19 protein-coding genes and 1 other RNA gene are annotated in these 17,366 nt (G+C 43.1%); 9 read left to right on the top strand and 11 right to left on the bottom strand.

Features of this window, described 5'->3' with window-relative positions; translation table 11 throughout:
- Nucleotides 1-72 precede the first annotated feature (72 nt).
- A complete protein-coding gene (locus ACFQV5_RS18110; RefSeq protein ID WP_379248775.1) occupies nucleotides 73-627 on the bottom strand; it encodes a TlpA disulfide reductase family protein in 555 nt (184 codons plus the stop codon).
- A 114-nt stretch (nucleotides 628-741) separates the two neighbouring features.
- On the opposite strand from ACFQV5_RS18110, the gene ACFQV5_RS18115 reads away from it, so the two are divergent.
- Nucleotides 742-1,233, top strand: coding sequence for a M67 family metallopeptidase (locus tag ACFQV5_RS18115; RefSeq protein ID WP_379248776.1), 492 nt, complete (start codon nucleotides 742-744; stop codon nucleotides 1,231-1,233).
- Here the strand turns inward: ACFQV5_RS18115 and ACFQV5_RS18120 are convergent.
- From ACFQV5_RS18120 to ACFQV5_RS18130, 3 genes are read right to left on the bottom strand one after another with little or no spacing between them, the layout of a single operon-like run.
- The gene (locus tag ACFQV5_RS18120) at nucleotides 1,230-1,970 is read right to left on the bottom strand and encodes an exonuclease domain-containing protein (protein ID WP_379248777.1); all 741 of its coding nucleotides are present in this window, start codon (nucleotides 1,968-1,970) and stop codon (nucleotides 1,230-1,232) included. The two genes, ACFQV5_RS18115 and ACFQV5_RS18120, sit on opposite strands and share 4 nt — an antisense overlap.
- Complete coding sequence (locus ACFQV5_RS18125) at nucleotides 1,967-3,046, bottom strand: DUF294 nucleotidyltransferase-like domain-containing protein (RefSeq protein ID WP_379248778.1); 1,080 nt, start codon at nucleotides 3,044-3,046, stop codon at nucleotides 1,967-1,969. The genes ACFQV5_RS18120 and ACFQV5_RS18125 overlap by 4 nt, the downstream gene beginning before the upstream one ends.
- A 35-nt stretch (nucleotides 3,047-3,081) precedes the next feature.
- On the bottom strand, nucleotides 3,082-4,521 hold the full coding sequence (locus ACFQV5_RS18130; RefSeq protein WP_379248779.1) for an ammonium transporter: 1,440 nt from the start codon (nucleotides 4,519-4,521) through the stop codon (nucleotides 3,082-3,084).
- Between the two features lie 284 nt (nucleotides 4,522-4,805).
- On the opposite strand from ACFQV5_RS18130, the gene ACFQV5_RS18135 reads away from it, so the two are divergent.
- Both ACFQV5_RS18135 and ACFQV5_RS18140 read left to right on the top strand, forming a co-directional pair.
- On the top strand, nucleotides 4,806-5,237 hold the full coding sequence (locus tag ACFQV5_RS18135) for a MerR family transcriptional regulator (protein WP_379248780.1): 432 nt from the start codon (nucleotides 4,806-4,808) through the stop codon (nucleotides 5,235-5,237).
- Nucleotides 5,238-5,266: 29 nt separating this feature from the next.
- Nucleotides 5,267-5,947, top strand: a complete 681-nt coding sequence (locus ACFQV5_RS18140; protein WP_379248781.1) for a zinc metallopeptidase — start codon at nucleotides 5,267-5,269, stop codon at nucleotides 5,945-5,947.
- Nucleotides 5,948-6,025: 78 nt separating this feature from the next.
- Here ACFQV5_RS18140 and gltC read toward each other — a convergent pair whose 3' ends face one another.
- Nucleotides 6,026-6,952, bottom strand: coding sequence for a glutamate biosynthesis transcriptional regulator GltC (gene gltC / locus ACFQV5_RS18145; RefSeq protein ID WP_379248782.1), 927 nt, complete (start codon nucleotides 6,950-6,952; stop codon nucleotides 6,026-6,028).
- 79 nt (nucleotides 6,953-7,031) lie between these two features.
- Nucleotides 7,032-7,649 (bottom strand): rhomboid family intramembrane serine protease, encoded by a 618-nt coding sequence (locus ACFQV5_RS18150; protein WP_379248783.1) that lies wholly within the window; start codon nucleotides 7,647-7,649, stop codon nucleotides 7,032-7,034.
- Nucleotides 7,650-7,772: 123 nt separating this feature from the next.
- Here ACFQV5_RS18150 and tpx point away from each other — a divergent pair, with 123 nt between their 5' ends.
- A complete protein-coding gene (gene tpx, locus ACFQV5_RS18155; RefSeq protein WP_379248784.1) occupies nucleotides 7,773-8,291 on the top strand; it encodes a thiol peroxidase in 519 nt (172 codons plus the stop codon).
- Between the two features lie 70 nt (nucleotides 8,292-8,361).
- On the opposite strand, the gene ACFQV5_RS18160 is transcribed toward tpx, so the two are convergent.
- From ACFQV5_RS18160 to ACFQV5_RS18170, 3 genes are all read right to left on the bottom strand, one after another.
- Nucleotides 8,362-8,754, bottom strand: a complete 393-nt coding sequence (locus ACFQV5_RS18160) for a DUF1499 domain-containing protein (protein WP_379248785.1) — start codon at nucleotides 8,752-8,754, stop codon at nucleotides 8,362-8,364.
- Nucleotides 8,755-8,923: 169 nt separating this feature from the next.
- Nucleotides 8,924-9,114, bottom strand: a non-coding RNA gene (gene ssrS / locus ACFQV5_RS18165) — 6S RNA.
- Between the two features lie 35 nt (nucleotides 9,115-9,149).
- Nucleotides 9,150-9,959, bottom strand: coding sequence for a YesL family protein (locus ACFQV5_RS18170; RefSeq protein ID WP_379248786.1), 810 nt, complete (start codon nucleotides 9,957-9,959; stop codon nucleotides 9,150-9,152).
- A gap of 179 nt (nucleotides 9,960-10,138) precedes the next feature.
- On the opposite strand from ACFQV5_RS18170, the gene ACFQV5_RS18175 reads away from it, so the two are divergent.
- Nucleotides 10,139-10,243: a YjcZ family sporulation protein gene (locus ACFQV5_RS18175; protein ID WP_379248787.1), complete on the top strand. Its 105-nt coding sequence runs from the start codon at nucleotides 10,139-10,141 to the stop codon at nucleotides 10,241-10,243.
- A gap of 84 nt (nucleotides 10,244-10,327) precedes the next feature.
- On the opposite strand, the gene cshA is transcribed toward ACFQV5_RS18175, so the two are convergent.
- The gene (cshA, locus tag ACFQV5_RS18180; protein ID WP_379248788.1) at nucleotides 10,328-11,911 is read right to left on the bottom strand and encodes a degradosome RNA helicase CshA; all 1,584 of its coding nucleotides are present in this window, start codon (nucleotides 11,909-11,911) and stop codon (nucleotides 10,328-10,330) included.
- A 292-nt stretch (nucleotides 11,912-12,203) separates the two neighbouring features.
- Here cshA and ACFQV5_RS18185 point away from each other — a divergent pair, with 292 nt between their 5' ends.
- The 4 genes from ACFQV5_RS18185 to ACFQV5_RS18200 all read left to right on the top strand — a co-directional run bounded on the left by ACFQV5_RS18185 (nucleotide 12,204) and on the right by ACFQV5_RS18200 (nucleotide 16,332).
- Nucleotides 12,204-13,025: a YitT family protein gene (locus tag ACFQV5_RS18185; RefSeq protein WP_379248789.1), complete on the top strand. Its 822-nt coding sequence runs from the start codon at nucleotides 12,204-12,206 to the stop codon at nucleotides 13,023-13,025.
- 177 nt (nucleotides 13,026-13,202) lie between these two features.
- On the top strand, nucleotides 13,203-13,391 hold the full coding sequence (locus tag ACFQV5_RS18190; RefSeq protein ID WP_379248790.1) for a hypothetical protein: 189 nt from the start codon (nucleotides 13,203-13,205) through the stop codon (nucleotides 13,389-13,391).
- Between the two features lie 311 nt (nucleotides 13,392-13,702).
- Nucleotides 13,703-14,821, top strand: coding sequence for a putative glycoside hydrolase (locus tag ACFQV5_RS18195; RefSeq protein ID WP_379249431.1), 1,119 nt, complete (start codon nucleotides 13,703-13,705; stop codon nucleotides 14,819-14,821).
- Between the two features lie 146 nt (nucleotides 14,822-14,967).
- Entirely contained in the window at nucleotides 14,968-16,332 is a 1,365-nt protein-coding gene (locus ACFQV5_RS18200) for an MATE family efflux transporter (RefSeq protein WP_379248791.1), read from the top strand.
- Between the two features lie 55 nt (nucleotides 16,333-16,387).
- Here ACFQV5_RS18200 and pfkA read toward each other — a convergent pair whose 3' ends face one another.
- Nucleotides 16,388-17,359: a 6-phosphofructokinase gene (pfkA, locus tag ACFQV5_RS18205; protein WP_379248792.1), complete on the bottom strand. Its 972-nt coding sequence runs from the start codon at nucleotides 17,357-17,359 to the stop codon at nucleotides 16,388-16,390.
- Between the last annotated feature and the right edge of the window lie 7 nt (nucleotides 17,360-17,366).

Below are 17,366 nucleotides of genomic sequence, written 5' to 3' on the forward strand. Positions count from 1 at the left end.
AAAAGAGCACGTTCCCACATAAATAAAGGGAACGTGCTCTTCCTTATTCCAATCTCTTAACTACTTTCTCGTTTAGGATCTGATGAGCTTCTTAACCTTCTTCTCGAACTCTTTCGGATCAGGCGCCCCTAAAATAATCTCTGTGATGACACCTCTGCGATCAATCAAAATATTCGTCGGAAATACCTTACCTTTATATATATCCTCAAATACCTTGCCTTTATGGTCTAACATGATTGGATATTTCAGAGCGTATTCCTTAACAAATTCTTTGGCCTTTTTCTCATTGTCATATTTAGTAACATTAATCCCGTAAATATCCAGATCATCGGCATAAGCAGCGGCGAACTTCGATAACTCGGGTGCTTCCGCCTTACATGGATCACACCATGAAGCCCAAAAGTTAATGATGAGCGCTTTGTCTCTCGCCCCATTCTCCGAATAGGTTTTGCCGTCCAGTCCTTCTAATGAAAATGCTGGAGCCAGCAAGCCTGCTTTCGCCCCTGTTTCCGTAGGTAAGGGCTCTTCTGCTTTAAATACAGATTCAATCTTATCCCCGGCCTGATTATAGATAACCGTCGCTACAGCGAGTAGCAATACCGTTAGTATGATCCAATTACGTTTCATGGGTAGCTTCCTTTACTAGTAGACTTTTTATAGTCCCTATTGTACCCTGTATACCATAACTTTCAAACCAACATAACCTAAGAACTTACATATAGATATAAAGGAGAATGATTCTTGGACATTAATAACTCCGTTGAAGTACCTTTTCGAATCACTTCAGAGGTTATGGATTTAGTAACTGAACATACATTCACCTGTCTGCCAGAAGAAGCTTGCGGAATAATCCTCGGGAATACCACAGAGGGAACGCTCCAACTTGATGGATATATACCCGTTCCTAACCGAGCTGCTGATCCGCTTCATCATTTTTCACTAGACCCTGAGATCTGGACCTCACTATTGTTTACCGAACCGCGGATATGCGGCTTATTTCATAGCCATCCGACTAGCCCGCCTGCTCCATCAAAGGAAGACTTACTGCAGCTTCAATCCTTCGGAGGACTCCTTCAGGTATATTTTATTGGTTCACCACTTCGATTTGATTCGAAAGAGCTTAGTCTCCGTGCTTATAGGATTATGAGAAAACCGATGATAGCAACTGCATCAAAACCTCATGAAGCCCTAAAACCGTGGATACTGAAGGCGGTAGATTACACACTATCTTAGACTCGACTTAAGTATACATATAGGTCACCTAAGGTCTCAGCATATCCTTGTTGCTGAATCTCTTCCAAATAAACAGTCCATAACCTTGCTGTCATAATAGCGTCGCAAAGTGCATCATGACGTCCATTAACAGGAATCCCCTTGTCCTGAAGCAAACTATCCAGAATATAATCTGAACGACCAGGAAACAGTCGCTTAGCAAGCATCATCGTATCAAGCAAGCGCTGAGTCAGTCGAACCTTCGAGGTTCTCCACAAAGCAGCATTAAGAAATGCACGATCATGTCCAGCCGCATGGGCAACAAGCACTTTCCCTTCAACAAAAGCCATAAAGTCATGAAGCCCCTCCATTAAGGGAGCTGCGCCATCTACCATCGATTGAGAGATACCAGTTAGAGCTGTAATATGCTCAGGTACAGGCACACCGCTGTTCACAATCATATGAAAGCACTCTTCTGGCTTGACCGAATTTCCGAGCGTACGTACAGCACCAATGGACAATATCTCATCCCCATGCTGAGGCGAGAAGCCCGTTGTTTCCAGATCAAACACGACTGTCTCCAGCTGACTCAGTGGGGTGCCCAGCATCTCTGGACGCCTTTGTTCTTTCATCTGTGAACGTATGAATGCGATCTGCTGAGCTGAAGGATTGCCCTTCATGGATGCTATCGCCGAATTAATATCACCCACTCGCAGAGAACGCCAAAATCCCGCTCCAGATTCTCTAGGATCCCTCACAATCCGCTCCGATCTATAAAACGAAGTTCTCGTTGAAGAGAACGGTGAATTCGGCGTACCACACCTAATGCATCTCTTAACTCATACTGAACCTTTTTGTTCTTTAGCTGCTCTTTCAGAAGGTATCCACTGCTCTCAACCAACCCATCTCTTATCCGAAACGGCGTCTCTATTCTCATTCTAAGTGCATAGATCAGGGCACGTTGTACATTTTCGAGCAGCAAACCTCCTCCTTCCAGCTGAATAATCCGCTCAATCCGCTTCATCGAAGAGGTATCAGTAATTCCCCGCTGCAAGGCCATTGTGCGAATGCTATTCACAAGGGGGATATACATTCCATATTTCACGTCAAAATCACCCGCATGTTCACCAAATCGCTCGGTAACGATCCTCCCCATAACATTGAGTGTCGCTTTATGATGCACTGTATTTCGAAGAAGTGCTGGAACCATACCGGGTTGTTGCTGTACACAGCTGCGAAAATGTATTTCCCAAGCAGAAGACAGGTCAACACTGCCTGCAATATGTCTCATGTCCGATGCAATGATAAAATGCCTTATCGGCTCCCATGCGACATCAGAGCTCCAGTCTGTTAACTGTTTCTTCCACTCCGTCAAAGACAGTCTCCACTTGGGCTCAGAACACATCACCTTTCCTGCACATTTCGGGTACCCTGCAAATTCAAGCAAATTAGACAAGCTGACTCCAAACTTAAGAAAGTAGCCCGCATCTCCCTCTTCTAGTTCATCACCAATAATAAGCCCGTTATCTTGGTCACTCCAGAGTGTGGCCTCTTGTCTTCCACTGCTGCCAAAAGCGACAAAAGCATAACGGGCAGGAGGCTGGCCGAAGCCAGCCTCACTTAATTTTATCTCACATAGAACAGCTGCCTGTTGTGCAATTTCATCATGCATCCGGTTAACCCAGCTCATCCACACTTCCGGATTCGTTTCATTTTTCATTTCTAGAAGTTTATTTTGACAGGATATTCTGGCATTCCGCAGTTCTTGTTCTTCTCTTGCCTCCTGTATTTCCAAAAACTCCGGGAACGAATATATCGATTCCAGCGGTTTCATGCTGAGCCCTCCTTGCAACAGATGATTTCTATCCATTAAATAGCCGATTCACTCCCAATAGATGGCTTCGTCATTCCATGAGATTCAGAAGCGGGCTTGGATTCCGATTCAGTAAGCAGCTTCATTTGCTCCGGATAACCATAAGTACCATGTTCACTAATATCAAGCCCCATCAATTCCTCTTCCTCTGTTACACGAAGTCCAATAGTCACCTTGATCAAACCAAGAATAAGGAAAGATATAACGAGAACGAATGCAAAGGTTCCTGTTAGACCAAGGAGCTGAACGCCGAGCTGTCCCAATCCGCCTCCATAAAATAGACCTGCATTTCCAACTCCTGTAATCTCCACGAGCCTTGGTGCAGCAAACAATCCTGTTGATACAGCCCCCCACATGCCGGCTACACCGTGTACAGAGAATGCGTACACTGGATCATCGATCCCTTTACGTTCAAACCACTGTGCTGTAAAGAAGGTGATTGTTCCCGCTACAGCACCGATAACAACCGCTGCCCATGGCTCAACAAACGCGCAAGCACCAGTAATAGCTACAAAGGCAGCAAGCACACCATTTAACATACTAGGTATATCTGCTTTTCCGAGAACCGCCCATGAAACCAACAATGCAGCCAGTGCGCCAGCCGCCGCAGCGATATTTGTATTCAAAGATACAAATCCGAAGAACCCATCGGTTAATGCTGAAATGGTACTTCCTGGGTTAAATCCAAACCAGCCAATCCAGATAATTAGTACCCCGAGAACAGACAATACTTGGTTGTGTCCAGGGATGCTGTTCGGTTTACCTTCCTTATTGTATTTACCAAGACGAGGCTTAAGCAATATCGTTGCAACCAGAGCTGCTGTAGCACCTGTCAAATGGACGACCGTTGATCCTGCAAAGTCCTGCATACCCAGGCTTCCAAGCCATCCTCCACCCCAAACCCAGTGAGCAACAACTGGATAGATTACAATAGTGAACAATATCCCGAAAATGATATAAACACTTAATTTAGCCCGTTCAGCCATACCGCCACAAGCAATAGCAAGCGAGACAGCTGCGAAGGATAAATGGAATAAGAACATAATTGTTGTCGGCACATCATAAACCGCTAATGAACTGAAGGATTCCGCCATATTATCTCCACTTAGGAAGAAGCCTTCCAATCCGAAAAAGCTATTCCCATTACCAAAGGCTAAACCGAATCCCATTGCCCAGAAAGCAACTACACTAATTCCGAATGTAAGCACCGTCTTACCTGCAACGTGCCCTGCATTTTTCATCCTCACGGAGCCTGCTTCAAGAAGTGCGAAACCAGCTTGCATGAAAAAAACGAGCAAGGCTGCTAAAAATACGAACACGGAGTTTAATCCAGCTTGAAGTTGAACATTCGTCGCCCCATCGTCAGCAAAGGCGCTAACCGGAAACGCCAACAGGGTACTCATTGCAATTAATGAACCAAGCCATCTTTTCTTCATACTTCCCACTCCTCAATGTCAACTTATATTACATCAACAATTTATTAATGTCATTATAAGCACATCAAAAACATGGTGGCAATGGTTTTATTTAAAATATACGTAATAATCCATTATATATGTAAGATAATATAACATTCATTTAGAGACCAACCTTTCCTATTTAAAGCATGACGTTTGACTGTATGGTTCACGATCATGTATCATATTTTTATTAGAATATAATATATTACAATCATACAGGCCTGCGGGGTGATAATAACGTGAGAACCATACGCTCACACATGAATCTATATCGCATTGGTGAACTAGCAAAAGAAGCTGGAATCAGTGAAAGAACCATCGACTATTATACAAAGCTGGGTTTGATCTCTCCTGAAAAACGAACTTTAAAAAATTACCGTTTATACAGTCCTGAAACTTTAAACACTTTAAAACGTATTAATCAATTAAAACAAGAGAAATATACCTTGGAAGAGATCAAAGCTACGCTAGAGCGTTGGCAATCAGTCACTGAGGATGCTGAAGTCACTGATAAACTGACCAAGCTTGAAATTCAGATTCAACAGCTCGAACGGGATGTCAAAGAGCTGAACCCTCTTCTTAAAGACTTAAAACCAAACCAAGCAAATGCGGTATTAAGCAATATTCTTCCCAAGGGAGCGGCATGTATCGAGTCGCTGCAAATATTACTCAACCACTTTACATCAATGTAACATCTATACTAAATATGGAGGTTGGATTAATGGGTTTTGATCCTATGTTTATTCTTATTATCATCGCGTTTATCTTCACACTTGTAGCTCAATTCCGGGTAAAAGGTACCTTTAATAAATGGGCACAAGTCGAAAACACAAGCGGCATGACAGGCTATGATGCAGCACGTCATATGCTTGACGCAAACGGCCTTCAAGATGTACCGATTGAACCAGTGCCTGGCGCTTTAACTGACCACTACGATCCGATTAAACGGGTTGTAAGACTCTCTGAGCCTGTATACTACGAGCGTTCGATCTCAGCTGTCTCCGTTGCTTGTCACGAGGTTGGCCATGCAATTCAGCACAAAGTAAGTTATCCGATGCTTGTGGCACGTCACAAGATGTTCCCAATCGTTAACTTCGCATCTGGTATTGCTCCGTTCTTGTTGATCGCCGGATTTCTGTTCCAAGCTTTCAATCTGATCGGTCTAGGTATTATCTTCTTCTCGGCAGCAGTAGCATTCCAGCTCGTTACATTGCCAGTCGAGTTTAACGCAAGTAATCGTGCTCGTGAAATCATGGTGTCCGAAGGTTATATTACAAACGAGGAAGAACGCGGTGTCGCAAAAGTATTGAATGCCGCTGCCTTAACATATGTAGCCGCAGCCTTACTTTCCTTACTTGAATTGCTCCGCTACATTATGATTTTCCTAAATAACCGGGATTAATAATACGGATGTCTATTTAGAATCAAAAAGGTTACCGCTTATCATCAGCGGTAACCTTTTTTTATGCGCATATTAAGATTAATTAGTACTACTATCTTTAACGGACTTCACTGCTGATTCCAGACCAAAATATTGCAGTAAAAACGTTCGAAACGCTTGTGCAACAGGCGGAAGCTTCTCATCAGCACGGTGGATAAGCCCAATTGAGCGAGTTACTTTAGGTTCGGTTATACTTACTCGAGCTGGTTGGAGTGGATTCGTCTGAAACAGTGCCATTTCTGGCAGTATACTGACACCCATTCCTGCAGCGACCAGTCCCCGAATCGTATCCGTTTCTTCACCCTCAAATGCTATTTTCGGAGTAAAGCCCGCTTCCAAACAAGCATGCCATACAATCGGACGGAGAGAATACCCTTTGCTAAAGAGGACAAAACGTTCATCTTTAAGCTGTTCAAGCTTAATCCCCTTCTCACCTGCAAGCGGGTGATTAGGAGGTAAGATAGCAAACAGTTCTTCTGTTAGGACAACATCGCCTTCCACTTGATCGTGTCGTTCCGGGAATGGAGACACGAACGCCAGATCAACTTCCGCAGAAATGACGTCCCGAATTAGTGTAGGGAACATCCCCTGTTTAAATCGAAACTTCACATTCGGATATCTCTTTCGAAACTCTGCTACAACTGACGGGATCAAATGTATGCCAAGACTGTGCGGAAAACCAATTCGAATTTCCCCTTGCTCTGGATCCAAAAATTCATGAATTTCTGTCACTGCACGATCCAGATCTTTCATAATACCTTCCACCCGTTTACAAAACAATTGTCCAACAGGTGTTAATTGAAGGTTTCGCCCCTTCTGCATAAACAGATTTACACCGAGTTCTTCTTCCAATTGATGAATCTGCCGGCTAACCGCAGACTGGGCTACATGAAGCTCTTCTGCCGCTTGGGTAACGTGTTCCTTCTGCGCAACCTTTACGAAGTATTGCAACTGTCTTAATTCCACCCGTTAATCGCTCCATTCTCATTTCCCTTGCTACTTTAAACTTATTATCTAACACCTTGATCGCAACCATTTTACAATGTCACGTTGAGCGTTGTTTTAATAGTCGTATCAGCAAACCGTAAATAAAGAAACCACCGATCATACCACCAAAGTGAGCTGCCCAGCCGATGCCAGGAGCAAACGAAAACATCACACCCATAATGAGCAGTGTATAAAGCATCTTTCTAGACGCTTCATCCATCATGTTACGCTGGAACAAGGCAATGTATAGAAACGCACCATATACCCCATAGATTGCGCCTGAGGCACCTACACCATAGAAACCCTCACCAATATTGTCATAGTAGGCAACACTGATAACATTTCCTAATATACCGCTGAGCAGGTACAAAAGAGCATATTTAAATGACCCCATAATCCGCTCAAGCGGCGGTGCAAATACAAGCAGAGCGAAACTATTAAAAAATAAATGGTCAAAACCATTATGCAAGAAAATAGCTGCGATATACCTCCACCATTCGCTAACTAACGGCTCTAGGTTCGTAACAGCTCCATATTCAAGCAACGTTAATCTATTTGTCGATCCACCGTTAAAAGTCAATATTAAGAACATCACAATGTTCGCAATGAGCAATAATGAGGTAACCGGATAATAACGAAGATAACTCTTCCAATTCTCATATCTAATAAATATCATGGCATCCTCCTATCCCTTTATCTGGACACTTGGGTAACCCAGGTGGACATTCCCATTTTAAAAAGATTATAATGTACCATGAACTAGATCACCAAACTTTAATATTTAAGGAGGAGATTTTTCATGGCTCAAGAACGTACAGGGGTTGCAACATTTAAAGGTAACCCACTTACACTTATCGGACCCGAGCTTCAAGTAGGCGATACAGCTCCTGATTTCACGGTTAGTAAAAACCTGCTGGAAGATGTATCTCTCAAGGATTACGCAGGCAAGATCAAACTGATCAGCGTTGTACCTTCACTCGACACCGGCGTTTGCGATGCGCAAACTCGTCGCTTTAACGAGGAAGCAGCGGGACTGGGTGAAAATGTTGTCATTCTTACCGTCAGCGCAGATCTTCCATTCGCACAAGCACGCTGGTGCGGAGCAGCTGGTGTTGACCAAGTCATCACCTTGTCTGACTACAAATCCCGCTCCTTCGGGCAAGCTTATGGCGTGCTGATTCAGGAGTTCCAGCTCGATATGCGTTCCATCTTTGTCGTAGATCAGAACGATAAAATTACTTACGTGGAGTATCTCAGCGAAATGACTGAACACCCGAACTATGAAGCAGCCATTGAAGCTGTGAAATCACTTCAATAGTCATCATTGTGCGCTTACATATAAAAGCCACACTTTAAAGCGGGAGATCTATTCTCCCGCTTTTTCATGTCTAGCTATCAACTTTATACTTGCTAAGCTTTTTGTCCAATACTGAAAATAAATGCAAAATCACACGATAGTTTGCTCCAAGATCGCCCAAAGAGCCTCGAGAAGCAGAATACATATCGACAGCAGAACGCACTGGGTTAATACCAAGTACAGACACTGTTATATCCAATGTTCTTCCAAAAGAGGTCTTCTTCTCAATTGTGATTTCTCCAACAGAGGAGACCTCATGGAGCACTTTGTAACCTGGTATTTTTTTGAGTGTTGAGGATACTTCTTCAAAACATTTCTCTCTCGAGAGATTGTAATAACGCGTTTTCAGCTTGGGGTCTTTAGCACGGTCGCTTGTGCCGTCATAGCTGCGCACGATACCCGTTAGAACTCGTTTTAATGACAAAGACCGTTCCTCCTTTATATATGACCGTTCCCTTTTCACTCTCTAGTTTAACATTGTTTAGGCTTTCAGCAAACCTTTATTCTATGTAAATACGCGTACTTTTATTTTCAAAAAAAGCGCCTCTTCACTTCGACGAATCGAAGGAAGAGGCGCTCATTCATAAGCTTTGTAAGAACCCGCCTATGCCGTCCGGTAACATTGTCTTCGAACCTGCGTAAACAGGTGGGTGACCTCAGAATCGTCTATGAATTCCCCTTGTCATATAGACAGGGCTTTCCAGCCACGAAACGATGTTGATCTCCCGAGACATCGTCATTGGTTCAAAACAACGGAATACCGAAACGCACATCGCAGGATGTAGTCTTATTATAGGGTCTTTTTCTAAAAAAGTAAACCTAGGATTTTCGAGATTTCGACTCTTTATCATCTGATTTAACATGATCCATGTCATCGAGCATCGCTTGTTCGGCAGATTCTTCCTCTTCAAGTTGTTTCATACGTTCTGCCTGCTCCTGCATTTTCAAGAATGTCGCATAAAAGTTATAGAATGCGAACACAGCCATAATTGAGAAGAGGAAGAAGACAAACAACACAGGCATCTTCGAACCTATAAATATTAAGACAGCGCTTCCCGCAAGCGTCGAAAAGACACGAAACGGACGAATTAAAGTGAGAAGAACCGCATTTTTTAGCAATAGACGAGTCTTCATTTCATAATGAACAGCCATAGAGAAGAAGTTAAACATCGATACAAATAATACAAGAAGTAGAACTAACATAACAATGCCGACAAGTTGCAAATTCTTAAACTGAGTCATGTAAACAGTGTAATCAACGTACATGATTACGAATAACAGTGTGTATACAATCCCACCGATCATCGCTTGTTTGTAGTTCTCTTTATAACCTTTAAAAAAGGTTTTGAACACAGGAATATCAGGATCACCCATGACCCATTTTCTCACAACGGTAAACATCGCTGCTGTGGCCGGAAAAACTAAGAACGGGGCCAGGATCCCCATCACCCAGTTTGCCAATAACTGCTCATTATGTGCATTTGGTGTTTGCATTGCCATTAAGATTTTCGTTAGCAGCATAAATAAAAAAGGTGATGAACATAATACCCACAAAATATTTGTAAAAGCTATGCGGGTTATCCATTCGGTAATTTTATATAAGCCACCCATGGCTCCCTTCATTTCCAAAACGTTTTCCTCCTCACTCAGGTCACATGCATGTAATATTAATATACCTTATTTCATACACACATGACCAGAGCCTAATTTACATCTCTATAGTCAGACGTCCAAACGTACCTAGCAATTCCCCCATATGATATGGACGTAGTACATTACAACCTTACAAAAAAGGAGTTGAATGTCTCATGTCTTGTTGTGGTGGCGGCGGTTATGGCTATGGTTCTACTGTAGGTATCGTATTGGTCCTCTTCATCTTGTTGGTTATTGTTCTCCGTGCATTCTTTATCTAAAACTAATAAATAAAAAAAAGACGGAGACGCCGATGATTCTCGGCAACTCCGTCTTTTTCAATTAATGGGATATCTAAAATCCGATTAGCCTTTGTAGGAATCTTCGCTACGGTTCGGACGGCGATCTCCACTGTTTGTCCGTGGTTTACGATCTCCGCTATTATTACGGTCACGGTTATAACCACCGCTTCCACCACCATCGCGGCTGTAACCACCTTTGGAGTATCCACCGCGTCCATTTCCACTACTGTTGCGGTCACGGTTATAACCACCACCGTTGTTGCTGCGACCGTATCCACCGCTAGGCTTGCGTCCATTACGGATGTCTGGTTTACGACGCTTAGCACGGATTGGATCTTCCGGTGTAAGCTGTACATCTGCTTCTTTTTTAGTATCGCCGGTCAACAACTTCATAGCTGCTGCAAGCAATTGTACAGAATCATACTGTTCTAGAAGCTGGATAGCCAAACCTTTGTACTCATTCAGTTCACCTTTTTCAACAATTTCAAGAACACGTTCTGCAGTTACACGTTGCTTACCTTCAATCGCTTCAGCCATTGTTGGAAGTGGTTTACGTGGAATACGATGACGCGTTACACGCTCGATGAAGTGCAGGTGATCCATTTCCCGAGGAGTTACAAAGGACCATGCAGTACCTTCTTTACCAGCACGACCCGTACGGCCGATACGGTGTACATAGCTCTCTGGATCCTGTGGAAGGTCAAAGTTAACAACATGCGATACGCCCGATACATCGAGACCACGTGCAGCTACGTCTGTTGCTACCAAAACGTCGATGCTACCATCGCGGAATTTACGCATTACCGTATCACGTTGATGCTGAGACAAGTCACCATGCAGACCATCTGCGGAATAACCACGTTTTTGCAACGCTTCAGCAAGCTCATCTACACGGCGCTTTGTACGTCCGAATACAATCGCAAGTTCTGGAGATTCCATATCAATCAAACGGCTAAGAGCTTCAAACTTCTGACGCTCAGGCACTTCAATATAAGCTTGATCGATCAATGGCGCACTAACGTGCTTAGGAATAACAGAAACGTGCTCAGGGTTCTTCAGGAACTGCTGTGCAAGCTTATGAATGTTAGGAGGCATCGTTGCCGAGAACAGGAGCGTCTGGCGCTCTTCCGGTACTTGTTTCAGGATGGATTGGATATCATCCATGAAACCCATATCTAGCATTTCATCCGCTTCATCCAGTACTACTGTTTGAACATCGTCGAGGCGAATAGTTTTTCTGTTAATATGGTCAAGCAAACGACCCGGTGTACCGATAATAATTTGAGGCTTCTTTTTCAAAGCGCGAATTTGGCGTCCGATATCTTGACCGCCATAAATCGGGAGAGAGCGAATTCCTTTAAAACGGGATAGTTTTCCGATCTCTTCAGCAACCTGAATAGCCAGTTCCCGTGTCGGTGTCATAACTAGAGCCACGATACGCTCTTCTTCTTTAGAGATTTTACTGATCAGCGGAAGACCGAATGCTGCGGTTTTACCCGTACCCGTCTGCGCTTGTCCAATCATATCTTTACCGGAGATAGCAATCGGAATAGATTGGGATTGGATTGGAGTGGCTTCTTCAAAGCCCAGCTCTGTAATTGCTTGAAGCACCTGAGGCTCCAAGTCAAATTCTGCAAATGTTTTCAATAGGTTCATACTCCTTCTATCTAGTGGACATACCACATTCTTCTCTGTATTCTTAAGTAGCGGTAACGTTTATAAGCTTTCCCGGCCCGCAGGATTTTCTGCATGAGGTGGGACCGTTTCTTTAAACCTGCCGCCAGTCCATAGGTCGGCTAATGTATAATAATCCTGTTAAGCATGCAAAGTTTTCAATAAAACGAACTACTCAAGAATATCCAACAGTCATTATATCACAAAACAAATCAGGAATACCAGCAAGCTCCTTTAACTCATACTACTTCAGAGGTGATGCCTTTTGCTAAAACATATATGGAGCTATGCCGCCATTTTATTCGGTGGGATTGTTATTGCTTGTGGATTTAACCTGTTTCTGATTCCACATCATTTACTCAGCGGGGGTGTATCCGGTGTTGCCATGCTGATCGGTTATTTTTCCCCATTTAATATTAGTGTTTTGTATTTTGTGCTCAACATACCGATATTAGTTGCCGGTTGGATTAAACTGGGTAAAAGATTTGTATGGCTCAGTATCCTGTCCGTCATTATTGTTACAATTTTACTGGAATTGATACCTGTAAAACCTGTAGCTTCCGATACGCTCCTCTCTTCTGTATTTGGAGGTGTACTAGTAGGAATCGGCGGGGGCTTATCGTTTCGAGTTGGGGGTTCTACAGGGGGATTCGATATCATTGGCTCCATCGTTACACGCAAACGAGATTTCCCGGTTGGCAACGTGCTTGTCGTTATGAACACACTGGTTATTTTAGCAGTAGCATACATGGAGAAGGATGGTAACCTGGCTTTGGCATCCATGTTATCTATTTATATCACCGGTAAGGTGATTGATTTAGTTCACATCAGTCATAATAAGGTAACCGTGTTTATCGTAACAGGCCGCACAGAAGCATTGCTTGAGAAACTGCTCAAACGGCCGCGTGGAGTAACAAAGATTAAAACCGAAGGAGCTTTTACCCACAAAGAAAAGGATATGCTGATGACCGTAACGACAAGGTATGAACTTACCGAACTCAGAATGATTATTTCAGAAACCGATCCAGAAGCTTTTGTTAACGTTGTAGAAACAGTCGCTGTTATGGGACAATTCCGCAGGAGTTAGTTTTTCTAAACTTCGCGATAAAGATTAATAATTTGTGGTATAATATCTGTGCGTAGTCCTTACAATATTCTTGAGGTGCCCTTAACACTGCTCGGCAATTTTTATTAGCTTTTCCGTTTTACTGCAGACGTCCAGCCTAACCTAACGACAAGGAAGGAAAGGGTGATTTTTGTGGAGATGGAAACTGTAAAACTGTCTGAAATCGTCATGAAATGGTTTCCGGACATGATGCCTTTCTTTAGACAGAACGAGCTGAATTCCATGATCGTTCTGCGGGACGGGCTGAATATTCTGGAAGAGGACGATGCGTTGGAGATTATTCAATACAGTATTTGCGAGCACCAAAATCAAGCGTACCTTCACTAAATCTTGACCATCTTCAAAAGATTTTTAGAACGATGCCGTTTTTCCTCGGATCTTTACCGTGGAATGCGGCATTTTTTATCCTCTCACTTTAATTGTACCTCCTTTCTTTAGCCATTTCGTTTGAGTTCCTGTAATTTCGTTTAAAAACACTAAGTACTCGTTGAATGGTCACTTGTTTAACTACTGTCTTTGTAACAAAGCTGTTCTTTTTATTTACAAACTTTCCATTATAATCATGAAGTGAATGTACACAAGGGAGAGAAGCAAATATGAATATCCTCTTAGCTTTACTGATCTGGACTGCAGGTGGAATGGGGACTGTCAGTCAACCTGATGGTCAGGTAACTAGCTTGATTCAGACTACGGTAAACTCCGCCATATCTCAACAGCAAACCAATGATCACAGTTCTCAAACTGCGGTCAAAGGAGATCCACAGGAAGAAGCTCCAAAAGTCAAAGGGGTTTATGTTACAGCATACAGCGCTGGTGGAGCCCGCATGGACCAGCTTGTCGATCTGATGGACAAGACCGAACTGAATGCTATGGTCATCGACATCAAGGACGATGAAGGATACATAACCTATAAGACAGATAATGCTAAGCTCCAAGAGTTAGGTAAGCCTCAGCCTTTCATTAAAGACATTAACAAGCTGATGCAGCGGCTTAAGAAACATGATATTTATCCGATTGCCAGAGTTGTTGTATTTAAAGATACAATCCTGGCGAAGAAAAATCCTGAGCTTTCTTTCCGCAAAAGTGATGGAAGTGTTTGGGCAAATGGAGGCGGAGACAGCTTCGTCAATCCCTACAGCAAAGAGGTATGGGATTACAATATTGAAATCGCTAAAGAAGCTGCCAGACTTGGATTCAAGGAAATACAGTTCGATTATGTACGTTTTCCAGAAGGATTCGAAAAACGCGCCGATTCACTGAAATATACAAAAACGAAACAGTCCCGAGTAGATATCGTTTCTGAATTTGTTAAATATGCACGCAAGGAGCTTGCTCCGCTAGGGATTCGAGTATCTGTTGATATTTTCGGATATGCAGCATCTGTACCTGCAGCTGAAGGCATAGGTCAAGACTTTGTGAAAATATCCAAACATGTTGATGTAATCAGTCCCATGGTATACCCAAGCCATTATTCGACTGGCTGGTTTGGTTCCAAAGCACCTGATAAGGCCCCATATCAGACAATAAAAGGTTCCATGGAAGACACACACAAGAAGCTTGATCCGTTGGGTTCTTATAAACCAATCATCCGTCCTTGGATCCAAGACTTTACAGCCAGCTGGCTAGGCAATGGCAATTATATTAAATATGGTAAGAAAGAAGTCGAGGAGCAAATTCGTGCCCTCAAGGACATGAATGTTGATGAGTACTTGCTTTGGAATGCAGCTAACCGATATACCGAAAACGTAAATTACTAGTAAACCGCAATAATGTTCTGTCTCTGAAGTTCGGCCTACGCGCCGAACTTTTTTTTATTATTTGTAGGTTTGTTATATAAAGTGAAATTGATTAGAATAAGAAGTCGTGCTTTAAAAATAATACTCGTAAAGAAGGCTTCTACACTATGGAAATGACATTTACAACCAGACAGAAAATGAAGCAATTTGCAGTTATACTGCTTCCGATTTTGATTACACAGCTAGCTTTGTCTGCTATTTCTTTTTTTGATACAAATATGTCCGGTAAATTCAGCTCAGCAGATCTCGCTGGTGTCGCAATAGCGACAAGCATCTGGATTCCTGTTCAGACTGGACTAAGCGGTATTCTCATGGGCATCACCCCTATTGTGTCTCAACTCATAGGTGCAGGGAAAGAAAACAAAGTCGCTTATCAAGTTATTCAGGCGTTATGGCTTGCAGTCATTCTGGCGTTGGTTATACTCGGCATTGGGTTTCTGATTGTACCAAGTATTCTAAATACGATGGCCTTAGAACCAGCAGTTAGGAACATTGCTTTAAACTTCTTAATGGCCATATCAGCTGGAATTATTCCATTATTCGGATATACGGTGCTTCGCAGTTTTATTGATGGACTCGGTCAAACCCGAATTTCTATGCTTATAACTCTTATCATGCTTCCCGTCAATGTGACACTTAACGCTCTATTCATTTACGGATTATGGGGATTTCCAAGACTCGGCGGCGTAGGAGCGGGTATTGCTTCAGCCATTACGTATTGGGTCGTATTTATTATTGCAATAGCCGTTATCCATACTATGCAGCCTTTTTCCCACTTTCAAATGTTCCGCAATCTTCCGAAAGTGTCTTTTGCCGCATGGAAAAACCACTTAAAGATCGGTGTACCGATCGGATTTTCGATATTTTTCGAAACAGCCGTGTTTGCAGCAGTTACCCTACTTATGAGTAACTTCGATACCGTTACAATCGCTGCACATCAAGCAGCTATGAACTTTTCAACAACATTGTACATGCTTCCTCTCAGCATCTGCATGAGCTTGACCATCTTGGTTGGATTTGAAGCTGGATCTGGGCGAATGAAAGATGCTAAGCAATACGCTAAGCTTGGAATCGGGTTGGCAGTCATTCTCTCATTGATTACTGCCGGTATTTTACTTCTTAGCGGTCACCATATTGCAGGACTGTATTCTAATGAACCGGAAGTAATTGAGCTAGCACAGTACTTCCTCCTATTCGCTATATTCTTTCAAATATCCGATGCGATAGCCACACCGACACAAGGTGCATTACGTGGATATAAAGATGTAAATGTAGCGTTCATGCTCGCTTTTCTCTCCTACTGGGTAATCGGACTACCTGTAGGGTATCTGCTAGCCAATTTCACCTCGCTAGAGGCTGCTGGATATTGGGTCGGTCTTATTACCGGACTAGCCGTTGGAGCTACATTGATGTTACTCCGCCTCGTAAAGGTTCAGAAGAAATTTAACAACAGCCCTACTACTTCCCAATAATTCTCCCCAACAAAAGATAGGGACTGCCATCAGGCAGTCCCTCTTTCTGTTTCATCTATTGAGATAGACGTAATGCAAGTTCGTACATATCCATATCGAACTCTTTTTTCGTATTAACGACTTTGTCGATGTCAGTAAGAACAAGCTCGCCTTTAATAATACCGCAACCTTTATCTGATTCACCTTGAATTAGACTCCGCACAGCAAAGTCACCAAGACGGCTTGCGAGATTACGGTCAAACGGAGTAGGCGCACCACCACGTTGAATGTGGCCGAGTACAGTTACACGAGCATCGATGGAATCATGACGCTTTTTAAGTCCCTCAGCAATCTTCTCTCCACTGCAGACACCTTCAGCCACAATTACGATACTGTGACGTTTACCATTATCGAAATTATCTTTCATTCGATCGGCAATTTCATCCATATCATAAGGTACTTCAGGTACCAAGATCGTCTCTGCACCAGAAGCTAGTCCAGCATGCAGCGCTATGTCTCCAGAATGACGTCCCATAACCTCTACAACAGATGAACGCGCGTGTGAGGACATGGTATCACGCAATTTGTTAACAGCATCAACAACGACGCTTACAGCGGTGTCAAAGCCAATCGTATAATCGGTGAAAGAAATATCGTTGTCAATCGTTCCCGGGAGACCCATTGTTTTAATGCCCAGCTTACTCAGCTTGTTTGCACCTTGGTAAGATCCGTCTCCACCGATGACAACAAGTCCATCGATGCCATGTTGATTTAGAACATCAGCACCTCGTTGCTGTCCTTCAAGTGTTTTGAATTCTGGACAACGAGCAGACTGTAAAATTGTACCTCCGCGTTGAATAATATCGCCTACACTACGCAGATCCATTTTGTAAATTTCGTTATTCAGCAAACCTTGATATCCGCGCTGAATTCCATATACCTCAAGACCATAATACAAACCACTCCGAACTACGGCACGGAGTGCTGCGTTCATTCCTTGGGAGTCTCCACCACTTGTTAGAACCGCGATTTTTTTAACTTCTGCCATGTACTTC

It is taken from the genome of Paenibacillus sp. GCM10028914 (genome assembly GCF_042666275.1).
In the GTDB taxonomy this organism is placed as follows: Bacteria; Bacillota; Bacilli; order Paenibacillales; family Paenibacillaceae; genus Paenibacillus_AQ.